The sequence below is a fragment of the Providencia sp. Je.9.19 genome, from assembly GCF_051129765.1.
In the GTDB taxonomy this organism is placed as follows: domain Bacteria; phylum Pseudomonadota; class Gammaproteobacteria; order Enterobacterales; family Enterobacteriaceae; genus Providencia.
Genome location: NZ_JBCPSS010000008.1, coordinates 75454 through 94351 on the forward strand (window position 1 = coordinate 75454; position 18898 = coordinate 94351).

The 18898-nt window shown below is 39.8% G+C and carries 4 protein-coding genes; 3 read left to right on the forward strand and 1 reads right to left on the reverse strand.

Going from position 1 to position 18898, the window contains the following annotated elements; genetic code table 11:
- Positions 1-143: 143 nt before the first annotated feature.
- Positions 144-1247, forward strand: coding sequence for a protein adenylyltransferase Fic (gene fic / locus AAZR93_RS19705; RefSeq protein ID WP_434720863.1), 1104 nt, complete (start codon positions 144-146; stop codon positions 1245-1247).
- Positions 1248-1295: 48 nt separating this feature from the next.
- Here fic and rnz read toward each other — a convergent pair whose 3' ends face one another.
- The gene (gene rnz, locus AAZR93_RS19710; protein ID WP_434720814.1) at positions 1296-2210 is read right to left on the reverse strand and encodes a ribonuclease Z; all 915 of its coding nucleotides are present in this window, start codon (positions 2208-2210) and stop codon (positions 1296-1298) included.
- A 234-nt stretch (positions 2211-2444) separates the two neighbouring features.
- Here rnz and AAZR93_RS19715 point away from each other — a divergent pair, with 234 nt between their 5' ends.
- Both AAZR93_RS19715 and AAZR93_RS19720 read left to right on the forward strand, forming a co-directional pair.
- Positions 2445-4580 carry an inverse autotransporter beta domain-containing protein gene (locus tag AAZR93_RS19715; RefSeq protein WP_434720815.1) on the forward strand — a complete coding sequence of 712 codons (2136 nt, stop codon included), beginning with the start codon at positions 2445-2447 and terminating at the stop codon, positions 4578-4580.
- A gap of 413 nt (positions 4581-4993) precedes the next feature.
- Complete coding sequence (locus tag AAZR93_RS19720; RefSeq protein ID WP_434720816.1) at positions 4994-18895, forward strand: invasin domain 3-containing protein; 13902 nt, start codon at positions 4994-4996, stop codon at positions 18893-18895.
- The last annotated feature ends 3 nt before the right edge of the window (positions 18896-18898 follow it).

Below are 18898 nucleotides of genomic sequence, written 5' to 3' on the forward strand. Positions count from 1 at the left end.
TCTTTTTCGACACGTTTTATTAATGTGTCGATACAATCAACATATCTTTCAATTATGTACATTTTTAGGATATTTTTCGACACGTTAAATATAAAGTGGTAAATTCAACTTCATACTGTTTATATAAAATGATTGAGAAATATATTATGTGGAATCCTGCACAACCCTATAATAACCTCCCCTTATTACCCCCTTACCAAGCTATTGAAACAAAAAAAGTATTAAAAGCATGCATACAAGCAAGAACCGCGCTTGAAGGTCTTAGACAAGCTGGTGAATTATTACCCAATCAAAATTTACTCATTAATCTCATTCCCATCCTTGAGGCTAAAGACAGCTCCGAAATTGAAAATATCGTGACAACTACCGATAAACTTTTTCAGTATGTCAATGAAGATAGTCATGCAGACCCAATGACTAAAGAAGCGCTTCGCTATAGAACTGCGCTATACGAAGGTTATACAGATTTAAAAAATAGACCATTGTGCGCAAATACAGCCCTAACGGTCTGTAATACGATTAAAAATACACGAATGGATATCAGAAAATTACCGGGAACAGCATTAAAAAATCAAGTAACGGGAGAAGTTATTTATACACCACCACTAGGTGAACAAATAATTATCGAGCTTCTCACTAATTGGGAAAAGTTTATCCACCAAGAGGATGATTTAGACCCTTTAGTAAAGCTCGCGATTACCCATTATCAATTTGAAGCAATTCACCCTTTTACCGACGGTAACGGCCGTACAGGAAGAGTTATAAACATACTCTTTTTAATCGAGAAAAAATTAATAACCTTACCTATCCTCTATTTAAGTCGTTACATCATTAAAAATAGAAACGACTATTACTCTCACCTATTGAACGTCACTAAAGAGCAAGATTGGGAGTCTTGGGTTTTATATATCCTATCTGCTGTTGAGCACACATCAAGGTGGACAGTTGATAAAATAAATACAATTCGCACATTAATGGATCACACCGCTTTGCATATTAGAAATACACATAATGATATCTACAGTTATGAATTACTACAGTGTATTTTCGAACAACCTTATTGCCGAATAAAAAACTTAGTTGATAAAAATATAGCAAAAAGACAAACCGCATCTGATTACTTAAAAAAACTTTGCGATATTAATGTATTAAATGAAATTCAATCAGGAAGAGAAAAACTTTTTGTTAATCATAAATTAATTGATTTAATGAGCAGCGATCAAAACCAATACATACCCTATGACTAATAACAAAAAGCTCACATTGACATCCTCTCAATTCTGCAGAAAAAAATGTCAAATTTTCACGGTTAAATAATCCACTGCGATTTCTGTCGCGGGGAAAATAGCCTGACATTCGGCTAACAGCATAGGAATATCTTTTTCACTGTATCGACCACTGATATGGGTGGCGATGAAACGTTTAGCCCCTGCATCTCGTGCTAGCTGGGCTGCTTGGCAAGTTGTCGAGTGCCCCCGTTCATTAGCTTTGGCTTCAAATGCAGATTCAAGTGTAGTTTCGTGCACCATCACATCAGCATCTTTCGCTAATAATACTGCCTGCGCTGTTGGTTCAGTATCACCGAAGATAGCAATCACTTTGCCGGCTATCGGGTCGCCAAGGTAATCAGCGCCATTAATCACTCGGCCATCGTCCAAAGTAATGGTTTCTCCGGCTTTAAGCGCCTGCATCCACGGACCTCGAGGAATACCATCATTAGCCAGTTTTATCGCATTTAGCATGCCATTTTTAGGATGTTCTTCGATACGATATCCATAACACTCCACACGATGATCTAAAGAATATGCCGTAACAATCAATTCACCATCATCAAATAATTGTCCAGCTGTAATCTCTACAATATCCAATGGATAGGTGAGATAAGATGCACTAATCAAAAGTGCCGTCTCAATATATTGCTTCAGCCCTTTTGGGCCATATAAGGTTAATGGGTCAGTTGAGCCACTCATTGAGCGACTACATAATAAACCGGGTAGACCAAAAATATGGTCTCCATGTAAATGAGTAATAAAAATTTTATCAATTCTGGGTATTTTAAACTCACTATTCAATATTTGGTGTTGCGTACCTTCGCCGCAATCAAGCAGCCAATAACTTTTTCGAATACCGACTAAATTTAATATCATACTAGTGACATTACGCTGCTTTGTCGGTACTCCGGCACTGGTTCCTAAAAAAGTTAATTCCATAATTTCCTTCTTTAACGCATTGTTTTTATTTGAGTAAGATTTATTCCAATGAATAATCTGTCTATTTTATCCGCTTTATATTTAATATGTTACTGTTGTTAATTAAAGTTGCCAATTCTGAACTATTCCAAAGTTTCAATTTCCCTTCTCAATTAGTCCAACTAATTCCCAAGCTCTTACCTATATAAATATTCAACAATAGCAATGTTAATATTGATATCAGGAATAAATCCGATGGGCCCCTCTTCGTCAACATTGAAATTAAAACTATCAAATAGCTTTGTATTATTTACCGCTATCTGGTCTGCTGCTATTGTGCCAGCCATGCCGAGCTATGCCAAAATGCTCAATTTAGAAGATCTGCCTACATTAGGTAGCGATGCAATTCAATTCGAAGAGATTCAGCCTGAAGATAGCACTGAACGTTTTTTAGCTGAATATGGCCAAAATGCAGCAAATTTTTCCGCTGAAGAAAAAAACACCAAAAACTTAGCTGAAATGGCCCAAGAGTACGTACGCAATCAAGCTGCCAATGCTGCCACTGATGAAATTACCCATTGGCTATCTAAAGCAGGCAACGCCAAACTCAGTATTAACCTTGATAAAAAACTATCCATTAAAAACTCTCAGCTAGATTGGTTAGTCCCTTGGTATGATAAACCAGATTTACTACTCTTTACCCAACATAGTATTCATCGCACCGATGGCCGAGTACAGATGAATAACGGCATTGGTTTACGTCGCTTTAATCAAGATAGTATGATGGGGTTGAATGCCTTTTTTGATCATGACTTATCCCATTACCATTCACGCTTAGGATTCGGTGCAGAATATGCACAGGATTACCTCAAAATTAGTGCAAATAGCTATTTAAGGTTATCTTCTTGGCGCAGTGCATCTGAATTAGAATACGATTATAATGCCCGCCCTGCCAACGGTTGGGATCTACAAGCCGAAGGTTGGTTGCCCAGTTATCCAAATCTCGGCGCTAACTTAAAACTAGAACAGTATTACGGCGATGATGTGGCTTTATTTGGCAAAGATGAACGCCAAAAAAATCCAATAGCCGCCACCGTCGGAATCAACTGGTCACCCTTCCCGCTGCTTGAGCTCAATACGGAGCATCGCATGGGAAATGGAGGTAAAAATGAAACACATGCAAAAATTGCATTCACTTGGTTATTAGGCAAGAGCCTAGCACAGCATCTTGATACCTCAGCAGTTGCGGCCACCCGTCATATCTCCAATAGCCGCTATGATTTTGTTAACCGTAATAACAACATTGTTTTGGAATACCAAAAGAACACGCTGATTTCATTGTCCTTGCCCAAAATTATTCAAGGTGTAACTGGGCAAGAACTCCCTATTATTCGAAATTTAACGACCGAATATCCCCTTGAGAAAATCATCATAGAAGCTCCTGAATTAATTGCAGCGGGCGGGGTTCTGACACTTAATGGCACCACGAGCTCAATAAAATTACCCTCTTACAAAATCGCGGCCAATAAATTAGAGAATCAAAAACATAATCTTTATCGCCTCACAGTAACAGCTTATGACACCAAAGGTAATGTTTCACCGAAAGCGGAAACCCTAATAGAAGTCACCGATACAGGTGCCCTTTCTATCAGTCATGAAAGTGCTTTTAAAAAGAATAATGCAATAGCCAATGGAAAAGATGCCAATACACTCTCTGTGGTGATTAAAGATACACTTGGACACATTGTTCCCAATGCCAAAGTGACTTTTACCTTACCAAATGGCCTCAAATCCGTGAGCCAAAAAAATGATGAATATCGCTCTTTATTCAATCATTTCATGTGGAAAACCCAAGCAGCAAAATCCGTCTCAGAACAAAAGCAAAATATTGTCGCAAATAGTAAAGGGGAGGCATCTATTGAGTTTACTGCACTCATCGCTGGGGACTATATGATTAAAGCGAGCTCGAGCCATGGAGAAGAAATTGAAGAGATGTTCAACTTTAAGCCCGATATTGAGCAATCATTTATTAGCAGTACCCGAATACTGCAAAATAATTCAGTCGCCAATGGTATAGCGAAAAATAAAGTTAAGTTTCATATCGTAAATAACAATAGGCAAGCTATCAAAGGTGCATTCGTACATTTTGAAGCCAAAAACGCCATTATTTTCCCAACAAAATTGACTGATGAACAAGGTAATACAGAAATAGAAATCAGCAGCTTAGTCTCAGGTCCCATTGATATTATTGCAACTGTTAATGGCAGTACGACAACCGCTCAGGTTAATTTTATTTCTGGAACCTCAGTGAATACCCCTTTCACTGCCCCCCAAAAATACTCGCCGTGGAGTTTATTAAACCCGCTATTCCAAAAAATTGAATCGCGGTAAAACTAATAACATAGGCATAACTTATTTAATCTTTAGCCCCTTCATTGGGGCTTTTTTTCATCCAAAACTCACTTATACAAGGTTTCTTCTAACACCGACGAAATTGATTATCATACCGATGAAATCATTCATTTTAATGGTTATTTAAGACCATATACCTACATCGTTTTCAAACTTAAATCCATTAATTATCTTATTGTTTTTATTAAGGTCATATCTTTTCCCAAACGAATTAAATCTGTTTCAAATGCATTTTTATTGCGCGTTTTCACGCTTATCAATAAACGTCGTCAATTCCGCGTTATTCCTTATTGAAAATTTGGCTTCTGTTTAAGTCAAACTAATTCACAAGCTCTTACCTATATAAGCATTCCACAATAGCCACGTTAATATTAAAACTAGGAATGAATTGAATGAACCCCGCTACGTCAACACAAAAGCCAACACTGAAACAAAAGCTCTCAAACGGCTTTGTGCTATTTACGGCAATTTGGTCTTCGGTGATTGTACCAATCACACCGAGCTATGCAAAAATGCTAAGTCCCGATGAACTACCAACACTGGGTAGTGATTCAGCACCTACTGATGATCATAAAGTTGAGCAATTTATCGCTGAATATAGTCAGAGTGCAGCACACTTTATTGCAGATAAAAAAAGTACTAAAGACCTTGCCGATATGGCGCAAGATTATGCACGCAATAAAGTAACACATACTGCAACTAACGAAATCAATCGTTGGCTATCGAAAACAGGTAATGCCAAGTTCAGTGTTGACGTAGACAAAAAACTGTCCATTAAAAATACCCAATTAGATTGGTTAATCCCTTGGTATGACCAACCGGATTTATTACTCTTTAGCCAACATAACATTCACCGCACTGATGGCCGATTACAAACCAATAATGGTATTGGTGTGCGTCACTTTACTCCTGAGCGCATGATGGGCGTCAATGCCTTTTTTGACCATGATTTATCTCGCTATCACTCACGCTTAGGTTTTGGCGCAGAATATGCACAAGACTTTTTAAAACTGAGCGCCAATACTTATTTGCGCACGTCTTCATGGCGTAGCGCATCAGAATTAGATAAAGATTATAATGCACGTCCTGCCAATGGATGGGATCTACAAGCCGAAGGTTGGTTACCGTCTTATCCTAATATTGGCGGAAACCTGAAATTTGAGCAGTATTTCGGCGATGATGTCGCCCTATTTGGCAAAGATAAACGCCAAAAAGACCTACTCGCCACCACTGTTGGCGTTAACTGGACCCCATTCTCACTCGTTACCCTGAACGCAGAGCACAAAATCAGCGGTAAATTAAGTGAAACTAGCGCCAAAGTTCAATTTACGTGGGCATTGGGTAAAACCCTAGCTGAGCAGCTTGATCCGACCAAAGTGGGTGACTCACGCCGCCTAATGGGTAATCGCTATGATTTTGTTAATCGCAATAATAACATTGTGTTGGAATATCAGAAAAAAACGCTCATATCCCTCTCATTGCCTGCAAAAATTCAAGGACAATCTGGAGATGAGTTACCAATAATCAATGCATTAACAACCAAATATCCTTTAGATAACCTTGTGGTACAAGCCCCTGAATTTCTAAGTGCAGGCGGAAAAATCAACCTCAATGGTGCCGCAACACAAGTCAAATTGCCTTCCTACAAAGTCGCGATGACTGAGCAAGAAAGGCAAAAAATCAACCTCTATCGACTCACAGTAACCGCATCTGACACCAAAGGAAATATTTCACCACAAGCAACAACACTGATTGAAGTGACCAATTCGGGCGTGTTATCTATTCGTCAAAACGAAATCACTCAAAAAGGCAATACGTTAGCCAATGGTCAGGATGTTAACACCCTCACTATCGTTGCCAGAGATCCCCTTGGTAATGTAGCGCCAAATGCCAATGTTACTTTTACTTTGCCCCCTGAACTCAAATTAGTGACCCAAAAAGCCACCTCTTCAAGTATGGCTTTTAGCAACCTATTCAAAAAAATGCAGGCGGCAAAATCAACCACTAAACAAAAATATGACATTGTCACTAACATGAAAGGCGAAGCATCAATTCAGTTCACTTCTCTGGTCACAGGCGAGCATCGCATTCAAGCTACAGCGGGCAAAGGTAAGCCAATTGAGTCTATTTTTGTCTTTATCGCCGATACCCAACAAGCTCATATTAATGCTTTCAATATAATCAGTGATAACGCCGTTGCCGATGGAAAAGCAAAAAATAAAATCAACTTCCATATCACCGATAACAATAACCATCCTATTAAAGGGGTTATGCTGCATCTTGACTCGAAAAATGCCACGGTGACACAAGTTAATCCTAGTGATGAACAAGGTAACACCGAAGTTGACGTAAGCACCCTGATTGCTGGGTCAACCAATATCACAGCGAGCCTCAATGAGCAGAATGTCATTGCAACCGTCAATTTTGTCTTCGGTCAATTAGCACATGTTGTCATTACGGATATCTCGCAAGCCGCTGCTGGGGATGATAGTACTATTACCATTTCGTTAACGGATACCCATGGTAACCCTGTGTCAGGAGCTGATGGCACAGTCATGGTGAATATCGATGGTACAGAAACACCCGTTATCATTACCGAGACCCATCCAGGTAGTGGAATTTATATCGGCAGCTTGCCGGGACAACAAATGGGGAAACCAACAGTAACTGTAACCGTTGACGGCCAAGTCTCACCATCAGAAACCATGATCATTGAACCGCCTAAACCGATATCGCCGGCGAATCCTAACGGTACAGGTCCAAAAGGTGAACAAGGTGTTATTAACAACATCATTATTACCCCAAATAAAAGCCATGGTTTGCAATCAGGCGATACGCTTGAGCTCACGGTGACGATCACCGATGCATTTGATAATGGTTTATCTGGTTTAGATACCAATAATATCAATATTGGCGATCACAAAGGGGATTCTCTACATTGGACGGATAATAAAGATGGTTCATACACCACCACCTTACCGTTAACCGACGTTGGTAATAAAGATTTAACCGCCTCAATCAATGGCACTACTAGCCCACAAACTCAAGTCCAAGTTGAAAATGCCACAGGCACAACCAATGTGGATAAAGTCGAAATTACAAATATCACCAAACCTACCGCAGGAGCTGATAGCACCATCACCATCGAATTAACCGATAAAAATGGTAACCCTGTCGTCGGCGAAACAGAAATCACTATCAATATTGATGGAAAGCCTCACATCTTACCTGTGACAGAAAAATCCCCAGGAATTTATGAAACCACTATTAGTGGGCAGCATGCGGGTAACCATAGTATTTCGGCCACAATTAACGGTGAGGAGTCACCAAAAGAGCTACTGATTGTCGACAAACCGCAACCTATTCAACCTAAAGACCCTAGCGGTGCGGGGCAAAAAGGTGAACAAGGGGTTGTCGATAAAATAGAAATTACAACTGGCAATACGAGCAATCTACATTCAGGTGATTTATTAGACATCACAGTTTCTATTTCAGATACCTTTGGTAACGGATTAGTTGGTTTAGATACCAATAAGATAGATATTGGTAATCATAAAGGCGACACCTTAACATGGGTTGATAAAGGCGATGGTAAGTACACAACGACTATCACATTAACCGAACTAGGCATTAATGACTTAACCGCATCTATCAATAACCAGAAAACACTTCCTGTACAAATCCATGTCAACAATGCAACAGGTAAAGATAAGGTCAGCGAAGTTAAAATAACCCTCACAGAACAACCCGCAGCGGGCTCAAGCAGCACATTAATTGTCGAATTAACTGATAAAAATAGCCACCCTGTCGTTGGTGAAAAAGAGATTATTGTTGATATTGATGGCAGCAAACACACTCTGCCAGCGAAAGAAAGTAAGCCCGGTATTTATGAAGTCACACTGCCAGCACTGCTCGCGGGAGACCACAATATTAGTGCTAGCGTTAATGGCAAAGATTCAACTAAAAACACATTGGTAGTCGCACAACCCACCTCGATTAAATCGGAAAACGCTAACGGTACTGGTCATAAAGGTGAAAAAGGGGTTATCGATAAAATTGCGATAACCACTGGCAATATTACGCATCTGCAATCAGGGGATAAGCTTGAGGTCATCGTCACGTTAACTGATGCATTTGGTAATGCATTAAAAGATATTGATACTAGCAATATCACCCTAGATGGGCACAAAGCAGGCAGTCTCACATGGGTTGATAAAGGTGATGGTTCATACTCAGCCAATATCACGTTAACCGAAGCGGGCAGTAATAGCTTAATCGCTTCCATTAATGGTCATAAAACACCCATAGTACAAGTTCAAGTCGGTAATGCGACGGGTACAGATAAAGTCAGTAAAATCGAGATCCTTACCATCAAAACACCGCCTGCCGGTACAGAGGGTAATCTCACCATCAAGCTGACAGATAAATATGGCAACCCAGTGATCGGTGAAAAGGAAATTACCGTTAATATTGGAGGACAACCGCACAAACTAGCCGCAACGGAAAAAACTGACGGTATTTATGAAATCACTCTGCCAGCACTTCAAGCGGGTAACCACAACATTAGCGCTAGAGTTAATGGCAAAGATTCAATCGAAAATACATTAGTGGTAGCAAAACCCACCCCAGTTAAACCGAAAAACCCCAAAGGGACTGGCAACAAAGGTGAACAAGGGGTTGTTGATAAAATTACCATAATGACGGGCAATACCGCTAACCTACAGTCTGATGATAAGTTAGAGATTACTGTCTCTATCATCGATGCCTTTGGTAACGGTTTAACGGAACTCGACACCAACAACATCAAACTTGAAGGATATAACGGAACGTTAGTCTGGAACGATAAAGGTGATGGGGCTTACACGACAACTCTCACATTAACCGAGGTTGGCACAAAAGATTTAATCGCTTCAATTAATGGTAATAAAACACCTACAAAGACAATTCAAGTTAACTATGCCAACGGGAAAGACAAGGTTAGCAAAGTTGTCATCACGAAAAAAGAACAACCTGCCGCGGGCTCTAACAGCACGATAACCGTCACATTAACCGATAAACATGGTCATCCGATTGTCGGTGAAAAAGAAATCACTGTCGATATTGATGGCACCAAACACACCCTACCAGCAAAAGAAGGGAAACAGGGTATTTATGAAGTCACGCTACCAGCACTACAAGCAGGTGACCATAAAATTACTGCCACGGTGAATGGACAAAACTCCGCTAAAGATACTTTGGAGGTGAAAAAACCGGCCCCAATTAGCTCGAATAATTCAAGCGGAACGGGTAATAGTGGTGAACGTGGCGTTATCAATAACATTACCCTGACTACAGGTGATATCACACGCCTGCAATCAGGTGACAAACTGGATATCACGGTAACCTTAGTTGATGCATTTAATAATCCGTTAACGGCTATCGACACAAGCAATATCATTCTCGATGGGTATAAGACAAGTTCGTTGAAATGGACTGACAATGGTGATGGCTCTTACACTATCGCTTTACCATTAGCGCAAATAGGTTCGAATGACTTATCTGCGTCTATTAATGGCCATAAAACACCAATAACCAAAATTGAAGTTAATAATGCGACTGATTTCAATAAAGTCAGCAATATCGTACTTGATACAATCAGCCCTAGCGAAGCGGGCGAAAAGCAAACTATCACGGTAAAAGTCAGCGATTTATACCAGCATCCCGTTACAACTATCTCTAGCAAGATTGCAATTAAGATCAATGGAAAATTAGCAGCAATTACTTTAGTGGATTCATTGACTGAGAAAGGTAGTTATACCGCTGAATTACCAGCAAAAAATTCGGGTAAATATACCATTGAAGTTAATACCAATAACAAAACAGCATCACAAATTTGGATAATAAAAGCGACGAGAACGATCTCCGTTAATAAAAAGGATGGTAGTGGTGTAGAAAATCAACGTGGTGTCATTAAAACCATCGAGTTAACCTCTTCATCGACCAATAATCTCAAGTCAGGCCAATCATTACAGTTATCTATGGTACTCAAAGATGCCTTTGATAACCCTCTTGAAGGGCTCAATGGTTCCAATATTCAGTTACAGCATCAGCAAAAAATACCTGGCAACCTTATTTGGTCAGACCAACACAACGGTAGCTACACCACTCTTTTGCCACTAACAAAAATTGGCCAAGACAATTTAACGGTAAAAGTGAACCAAATAACAACTTCTCCACTTGTTATTAATATCGGTAATGCCACCGGAACCACCCAAATCAAACAAGTTAAAATTAACAGCATCACTACACCAGCCGCTGGTGAAACCAGTGCTATAACACTGGCACTTACTGATGACAACAACCAACCCATCACAGGGATAGATAATAACGTAATAGCCTCTATCGATGGTGCTGAAGAGTTGCTTAAGATCACTGAAACCGTCAACAAAGGAACCTATACCGGTACCCTTTCTGGCCAAAAATCAGGAGACCATAAAGTCATCGTCACGGTTGGTGGTGTTAAATCTGCTGAATCAACCTTAACAGTCACCTCACCAACAGCTATAGCCAACAATAACAGTGGTAAAAAAGGTTCTCGTGGTGTGGTCAACACCGCGATACTCACCGTTTCACCAAGCAAAGACTTGAAGTCTGGCGATACGTTAAAGCTAACGGCTACGTTAAAAGATGCTTTTGATAACTCACTAACTGGCGTCGATTTAGCGCAATCACTTACCCATAAGCAAACAGGTAAAGTCACTTGGGTAACACAAAAAGATGGAACTTATACGGCCAACTTAGCCTTAATGCAATTGGGACAAGACCATTTATTTATCACCGCAAATAAGATACAAAGCCCAACGATTATTATTGATGTCAAGCCACAGTTAGGCAGTAATGCTATCCATAAAATTGATATCAATAACATCGTACCAGCAGCAGCCGGCGCCGAAAGCACCTTCACGGTATCCCTGACGGATAAAAATGGTCACCCAGTCACTGGCATCACACACGTAGATGTTAAAATCGGTCAGCAACAACCCTTAAAAATTGCCGTTACCCAACAAGCAAATGGTAGTTATATCGGAACATTGTTAGGTCAGCAAAGTGGTTCACACAATATTGTTATCACTGCAAATAGCCAATCATCAAAACCAGAAACACTACAAGTTATAGCTCCAGATACAGTAACCGCAACGTCAAATGGTGCTGGTACATCAGGAGCTCGTGGTGTGGTAGACAGTGTTACACTCAGCACAAAACCAAGCACTGATTTTAAATCAGGTGACAATCTGCAACTAACCATCACCTTAAAAGATAAGTTTAGTAATCCACTTAAAGGTGTCAGTAGCGCCAGTATCATATTGCAACAAAAACAAGGTAATACGGTGACATGGACTGACAACAATAACGGCAGCTATACCGCTACATTACCGTTAAGAGTGTTGGGAAGTGATAACTTAAAAGCCACCGTTAACTCAAAAGAGAGTGTGCCAGTCACTATTACTGTGGCAAATGCCAACCTAATCACTCAAGTGGATAAAGTTATCATTGGCTCGATTACCGCTTCTGCGGCAGGTAAAACAGGTGCCCTTACGGTAAAAATGCAAGACGCCAATCAACTTGGTGTCGCCCAGATAGCTAATGACATTAAAATCACTATCAACGACATATTAGCAGACATCAAGTTCGCTGAAACTAGCACCAAAGGCACTTACACCGCGACGTTACCAGCAAGTAAAACAGGAAGTTACAACGTTAAAGTCACTGCTAATAGCCACACAGAGCAACAAAAGTGGATAGTAAACTCACCTTCAGCCATCAAGGCAACTCAAGCTGATGGCTCTGGCGCTCAAGATACTTCTGGTGTTATTAAAACGGTTGAACTTGCCGTTTCACCAAATAAAGACTTCAAATCGGGTGATACTATAAGCCTGACAGTCACCTTAAAAGATGCATTTAGCAATACGCTAACGGGTATCGCGCTCGATAAAATCACACTTGCCCATAACCAAAAAAATAAGGTGACTTGGGTAGATAAACAAGATGGTACTTATACAGCTAATTTAGCGTTAAAAAATCTAGGTAAAGACAGCCTAGTGGCGACAGTAAATAAAATACCAAGCCAAGCTATCCAAATTGAAATAACAACACAATCAGATAGTATGACTATCAATAACGTTGACATCATTAACATCGCACCAGTAGCAGCCGGCGCCGAAAGCACCTTCACGGTATCCCTGACGGATAAAAATGGTCACCCAGTCACTGGCATCACACACGTCGATGTTAAAATCGGTCAGCAACAACCCTTAAAAATTGCCGTTACCCAACAAGCAAATGGTAGTTATATCGGAACATTGTTAGGTCAGCAAAGTGGTTCACACAATATTGTTATCACTGCAAATAGCCAATCATCAAAACCAGAAACACTACAAGTTATAGCTCCAGATACAGTAACCGCAACGTCAAATGGTGCTGGTACATCAGGAGCTCGTGGTGTGGTAGACAGTGTTACATTCAGCACAAAACCAAGCACTGATTTTAAATCAGGTGACAATCTGCAACTGACCATCACCTTAAAAGATAAGTTTAGTAATCCACTTAAAGGTGTCAGTAGCGCCAGTATCATATTGCAACAAAAACAAGGTAATACGGTGACATGGACTGACAACAATAACGGCAGCTATACCGCTACATTACCGTTAAGAGTGTTCGGAAGTGATAACTTAAAAGCCACCGTTAACTCAAAAGAGAGTGCGCCAATCACTATTACTGTGGCAAATGCCAACCTAATCACTCAAGTGAATAAAGTTATCGTTGGCTCGATTACCGCTTCTGCGGCAGGCAAAACAGGTGTCATCACAGTAAAAATGCAAGACGCCAATCAACTTGGTGTCGCTCAGATAGCTAATGACATTAAAATCACTATCAACGACATATTAGCAGACATCAAGTTCACTGAAACTAGCACCAAAGGCACTTACACCGCGACGTTACCAGCAAGTAAAACAGGAAGTTACAACGTTAAAGTCACTGCTAATAGCCACACAGAGCAACAAAAGTGGATAGTAAACTCACCATCAACCATCAAGGCAACTCAAACCGATGGCTCCGGTGCTCAAGATACTTCTGGTGTTGTTAAAACGGTTGAACTTGCCGTTTCACCAAATAAAGACTTCAAATCGGGTGATACTATAAGCCTGACGGTCACCTTAAAAGATGCATTTGATAATAAGTTACAAGGCGTTGCGCTCAATAAAGGCACCCTATCTCATCACCAAACAAGTAAAGTGACTTGGCTTGATAAACAAGATGGTACTTATACCGCGAGTTTCCTGTTAGATACGCTTGGTAACGATGAGTTAATTGCTACTGCCAATAACATCAATAGTCAAACTCTCCGTATCCTAGTTGAAAAGGCCGTAGGCAACAGCAAAGTTACTCAAATTAAGATCCTCGCTATACTCGAACCTATAGCAGGGGCAGAAAGCACATTAGCGGTCTCACTAGCAGACTCAAATGGCCACCCTATCGAAGGTATCAAAGAGGTAACAGTTAAAGTCGGTAATAACAACACATTGATAATTCCCGTTTCTCTACAACCTAATGGTAACTATATTGGCACACTACCAGGTCAACAACATGGTAAATACGACCTTGTTGTCTCCGCCAATAATCGCGATTCAGTCGCTAAGCCATGGACTGTCAAAAAACCGAGCACCCTAGTTGCAATCAATGGTAATGGTAGCGGCGATCAAAATAAACGTGGTGTGGTGGCGAAAATGTTATTCACAGCTACCCCAACGGCTAATCTTAAAACGAGTGATAAATTAAAGCTCACCGTTACCTTAAAGGACTATTTTGACAATACCTTAAGGGGAATTGAGAGCACAAGTATTGTAATCAATCATAAACAAACCGGTTCCGTCGTGTGGAAAGACAATGCAGATGGCACTTACACCACCGAGCTATTATTGAAAAAACGGGGTAAAGACACGCTAACAGTGACAGTCAATAGTGTTAATAAAGAAGAAAACATTAATGTTGGCTCACCAGAAGGCCAATCTGCCGTTCAAAACGTGAAATTAGACATTCTTAACAGTAAATTATCTGTGAATGATTCAGTCGAACTACGATTAACACTGACTGACAGCTATGGCAATGGTGTTGAAAAGGTACAAACCAACGACATTCAATTAGAGCATAACAATACTCTTGTTTCTAAACTAACTTGGTTAGATAAAGGTACGGGTATTTACACCACCACGCTCCCATTGCATCAACAAGGGAAAAACACCTTTGTAAGTCGAGTTAACAACCGAGCAAATACACTACTGGAGATTAATGTCAGCGCACCAGTAGGTCCAACCCATGTTAAAACTGTCGAGCTCAAAACCAGTACCAATCAACTGATAGTGGGAAATAAAACGGAACTGACACTCACATTAACCGACCAATGGGGTAATGGCGTTGAAGGAGTTAATGCGAATGATATCGTCATTAATGATTCGCATACTAAGAAAAACCTCACAGGTTTAGTCTGGACATCAAAAGGAAACGGTATTTACACCGCCTCGACCATCATCACAATGAATGGCATGCACTCATTGAGAGCCACTGTAAATCTAATACCAAGCAGTAATATATTAATTAATGCGAAACCATCGGCAGGTAAAGACAATGCACACAGTGCGAAATTAACGACCAGCCTAAAAACTATCACCGCAGGTGATGACGTTATTCTAACCTTTAAAGTAACTGATATTAGTGATAATCCTGTTATCAATATCGACAACAAAACTATTATTCTTAGCAATGGTAATAACGAAATTTCAACAACTTGGAATGAAGATGTCCATAGTTTAGGCCTCTATACCACCACTATCACACTCAGTGAAGTTGGAGATCACAAACTCACGGCGAGTATTGGTCAGGTTAAAGATATGACCACTGTCACGGCCAATTCACCTATGGGTAAAAATGCTGTGAAAACAATCACCATTTCACCGATAGCCAACAGCGATGCAGGACAATCATCATCACTATCCATTAGCTTAACTGACGCTTATAACAACCCAGTTAAAAATATCAGCAGTGGCGATATAACTGTAACAATTGGTGGTAAAAAACAAGACATTATATTTATGGAAAAAAACAATATAAATAGATATGTCGCTCCGCTCCCTCCAGCCACAATGAGTAACTATAAAATCATCGTCGAAGTCAACGGCCAGTCAGAAACAGTCGATTGGAAAGTCAACGCACCAACAGAAATTCCTATTGGCTCTTATGATAAAGATGGTTTACGTGGTTCATTAGACACCCTATCTATCACTCATAGTGCAAAAAGCAACACAGTAAATTCAGCGGAGAAAGTCACCCTAACAGTAAGTCTAAAAGATAAGTTTGGTAACAAACTGACTGGGGCATCGTCGAACTTGACGTTATTGACTGACTTGCAATCGGCCTCCATATGGAAAGAACTTAGTGGTGGACTATACACTCAAGAACTCACCATGAATAAACTGCGTAAACAATCGATTCAAGTGGCGGCAGATAAAATACTCAGCGATAAATTTGAGTTAACGGTTACCCCTGCCAAAGGTGCAAGTAAGGTCCATAAAACCACACTTGAAACCAATGAAGGTACCATTGAGGCAGGCAAAGAAGTGCTATTGACATTAGCTTTAACTGATAGCGTTGACAACGGTGTTATTAATATCGATGCAAGTGATATTCAGCTCATCAATAATGGTAAAGCTATCAAAGCTACATGGGCAACTAAGCAAGATGGCATCTATACCACCAAACAACAGTTAGAAACTGTCGGTAATTACCAGTTTAAAGCCACAGTCAATAACCAACCAAGCCGCATTCAAACCGTAGAAGCCACCTACCCAAGCGGAAAAGATGTGGTGAAAGCCGCAACACTTTCCACAAATAGCAATACGCTTGATGCAGGTAAAAAAGTTGGATTAACTTTAGAACTGAAAGACCAATATGGCAACTTAGTCACAGGTGTTACTGGAGTTGATATTGCGTTAAAAGATAGCCATACCTCAGAACCTATCGATAGCCGCAGTATTGCTTGGAATATGGAATCGGCAGGCGTGTATAAAGCCACTTTACCATTAACTAAAGTGGGTAAACACACATTAACTGCAACGGTTAATAACAAGAATGTTAATGCAAAAGAAATTACGGTGAGTGCATTGAGAGGTACTAGCAATGTTAATGAGATTAAATTAACTAGCGCGAAAACATCAATGAATGCAGGTGAAAGCACCACATTAACTCTCACCTTGCTTGATAACTATGGCAATGAAGTGGCAGATGTTGCACCTAAAGATATTCAGTTTAAGAATACAGATAGCACTATTACCACTAAGGCATCGTGGGTGAAAACACCATTACACGATAGTGTCTATACCGCTCAAATCACGTTAGAGAAGGTTAAACAACACACTTTATCGGTTGAGATAAATAAACAGGTAAAAAATATCGAAATTGACGTGAAGCCACTAGAAGGTGCCAAAAATGTCACGAAAGTTGAGCTAAGTGTACCTGCAGTACTAGAATTTGGTACTAACGCCAATCTTCAACTCAACCTGAAAGATAAGTTCGGTAATGGCGTTGTGGCTGTTGATACTTCCGATATCACACTAAAACTTGCAAGCATACCAACACCAATCAACTGGACTGAAGGTAAAGAAGGTCACTACACATCAAGCTTACCACTGACGAAAGCTGGCGTACATTCACTAGAAGCTGAGGTTAATGGACACAGTTCACCGGTCTCAATCACTATTGAAAATCCAAAAGGAATTAAAAATGTGGCGGACATCCGCATAATGCCGTCAATAACTGCTGATAAATCAGGCAAATACACCACTAAGCCAGGGGAAAACTTCACATTAACATTCACGTTAACCGACCAATATGGCAATGGTGTCACTGAATTAAAAGCAACAGACATCAGTTTAATGGACACTCAAACATCAAGTTCAGTGCCAATAACTGCATGGCAAGAAAATGTACTGAAAAAAGGGGAATACACTATAACAGTAGCACTGACTCAAGCAGCACAACATGAACTGACTGCAAAAGTGAATACTATTTCTGAAGCAATACAGATATCTGTTACCCCATTTACCGATGTTAAAAACATTGCAACCATTGAATTAACGCTTAATAAAAATACAATAAAAATTGGTGAAAATGCTAATTTTAATTTAAAAATTAAGGATACTTATGGTAACGATGTATTTGTTGATACCTCCGATATTAAATTATTTGATACAAATAACTCTTTATTACAAGTTAGATTGGATATCAAAAAAGACACTTTCACTCATCAATATATAGGAATACTCAATCTTGCGAAATCTGGAAAGTACACAATATTAGCAAGTGTTGGTAAAGCTAATAGCCTGCAAAAAACAATTACTGTTGAAACTGGAGCGCCTGTATTTGGCTCAGGAAAAAGTGAGTTCTATCCAAATACGGATAACACAAACACCCAATATAAAAACGCCATAATATGGCTAATACTTAAAGACAGTAATGGCAACACAATTACGGGGAAAAAACCAATGTTACGCTCTAATCATTGGAACCAACCACAGGCAATGAACGAAATTGATCCAGGAAAGTATAGGGCTGACTTTAATAACAATGGCACTAAAGGGATTGTCAAAATCACATTAGACAACAGCTCAATTGGTTATAATGGTAACAACCAGTCTGTTCAAATTATCAATTATGGTGAAATGTCAATTACACGACTAGGGGTTGAGAAAACCTATGCTATCGATGAGCAATTTCCTCATACCGGATTTGCTGGAACACAATTTAAAATCAATCCTTCATTAGGTACGGCTTCGGACTATAATTGGAAGGTTAACCAAAATTGGTTATCTATTGATAGCAAGGGTATTGTGACATTGAATAAACAACCGGAAGACAGTTCCAAAGCAAAAGTCACCATCACCGGAAAAGCTAAAGACAATAATATCAAAGATATGGTCTATACCTTCACCTTAGAGTCATGGTATACCCACAATGGAAAAGGAACACCAAAAGAAGCGCTAAATATGTGTCAATCACCCAATAAGGTCATGTCAATAAAAAATATCAACTTATTAAGTAAAAACTGGGGACGGGATACAGCAAAAAAAATCATTGTAGATGATATATTTTGGGTTAGTGATTGGAACTTTTCCCAATATGTGATAGGTGGTACCGTTGGCGCAGTTAGTAATCAAATGGGTAGCTCTCATAAATTGCCTATTACTTGTGTTCAAGAATATTAATCG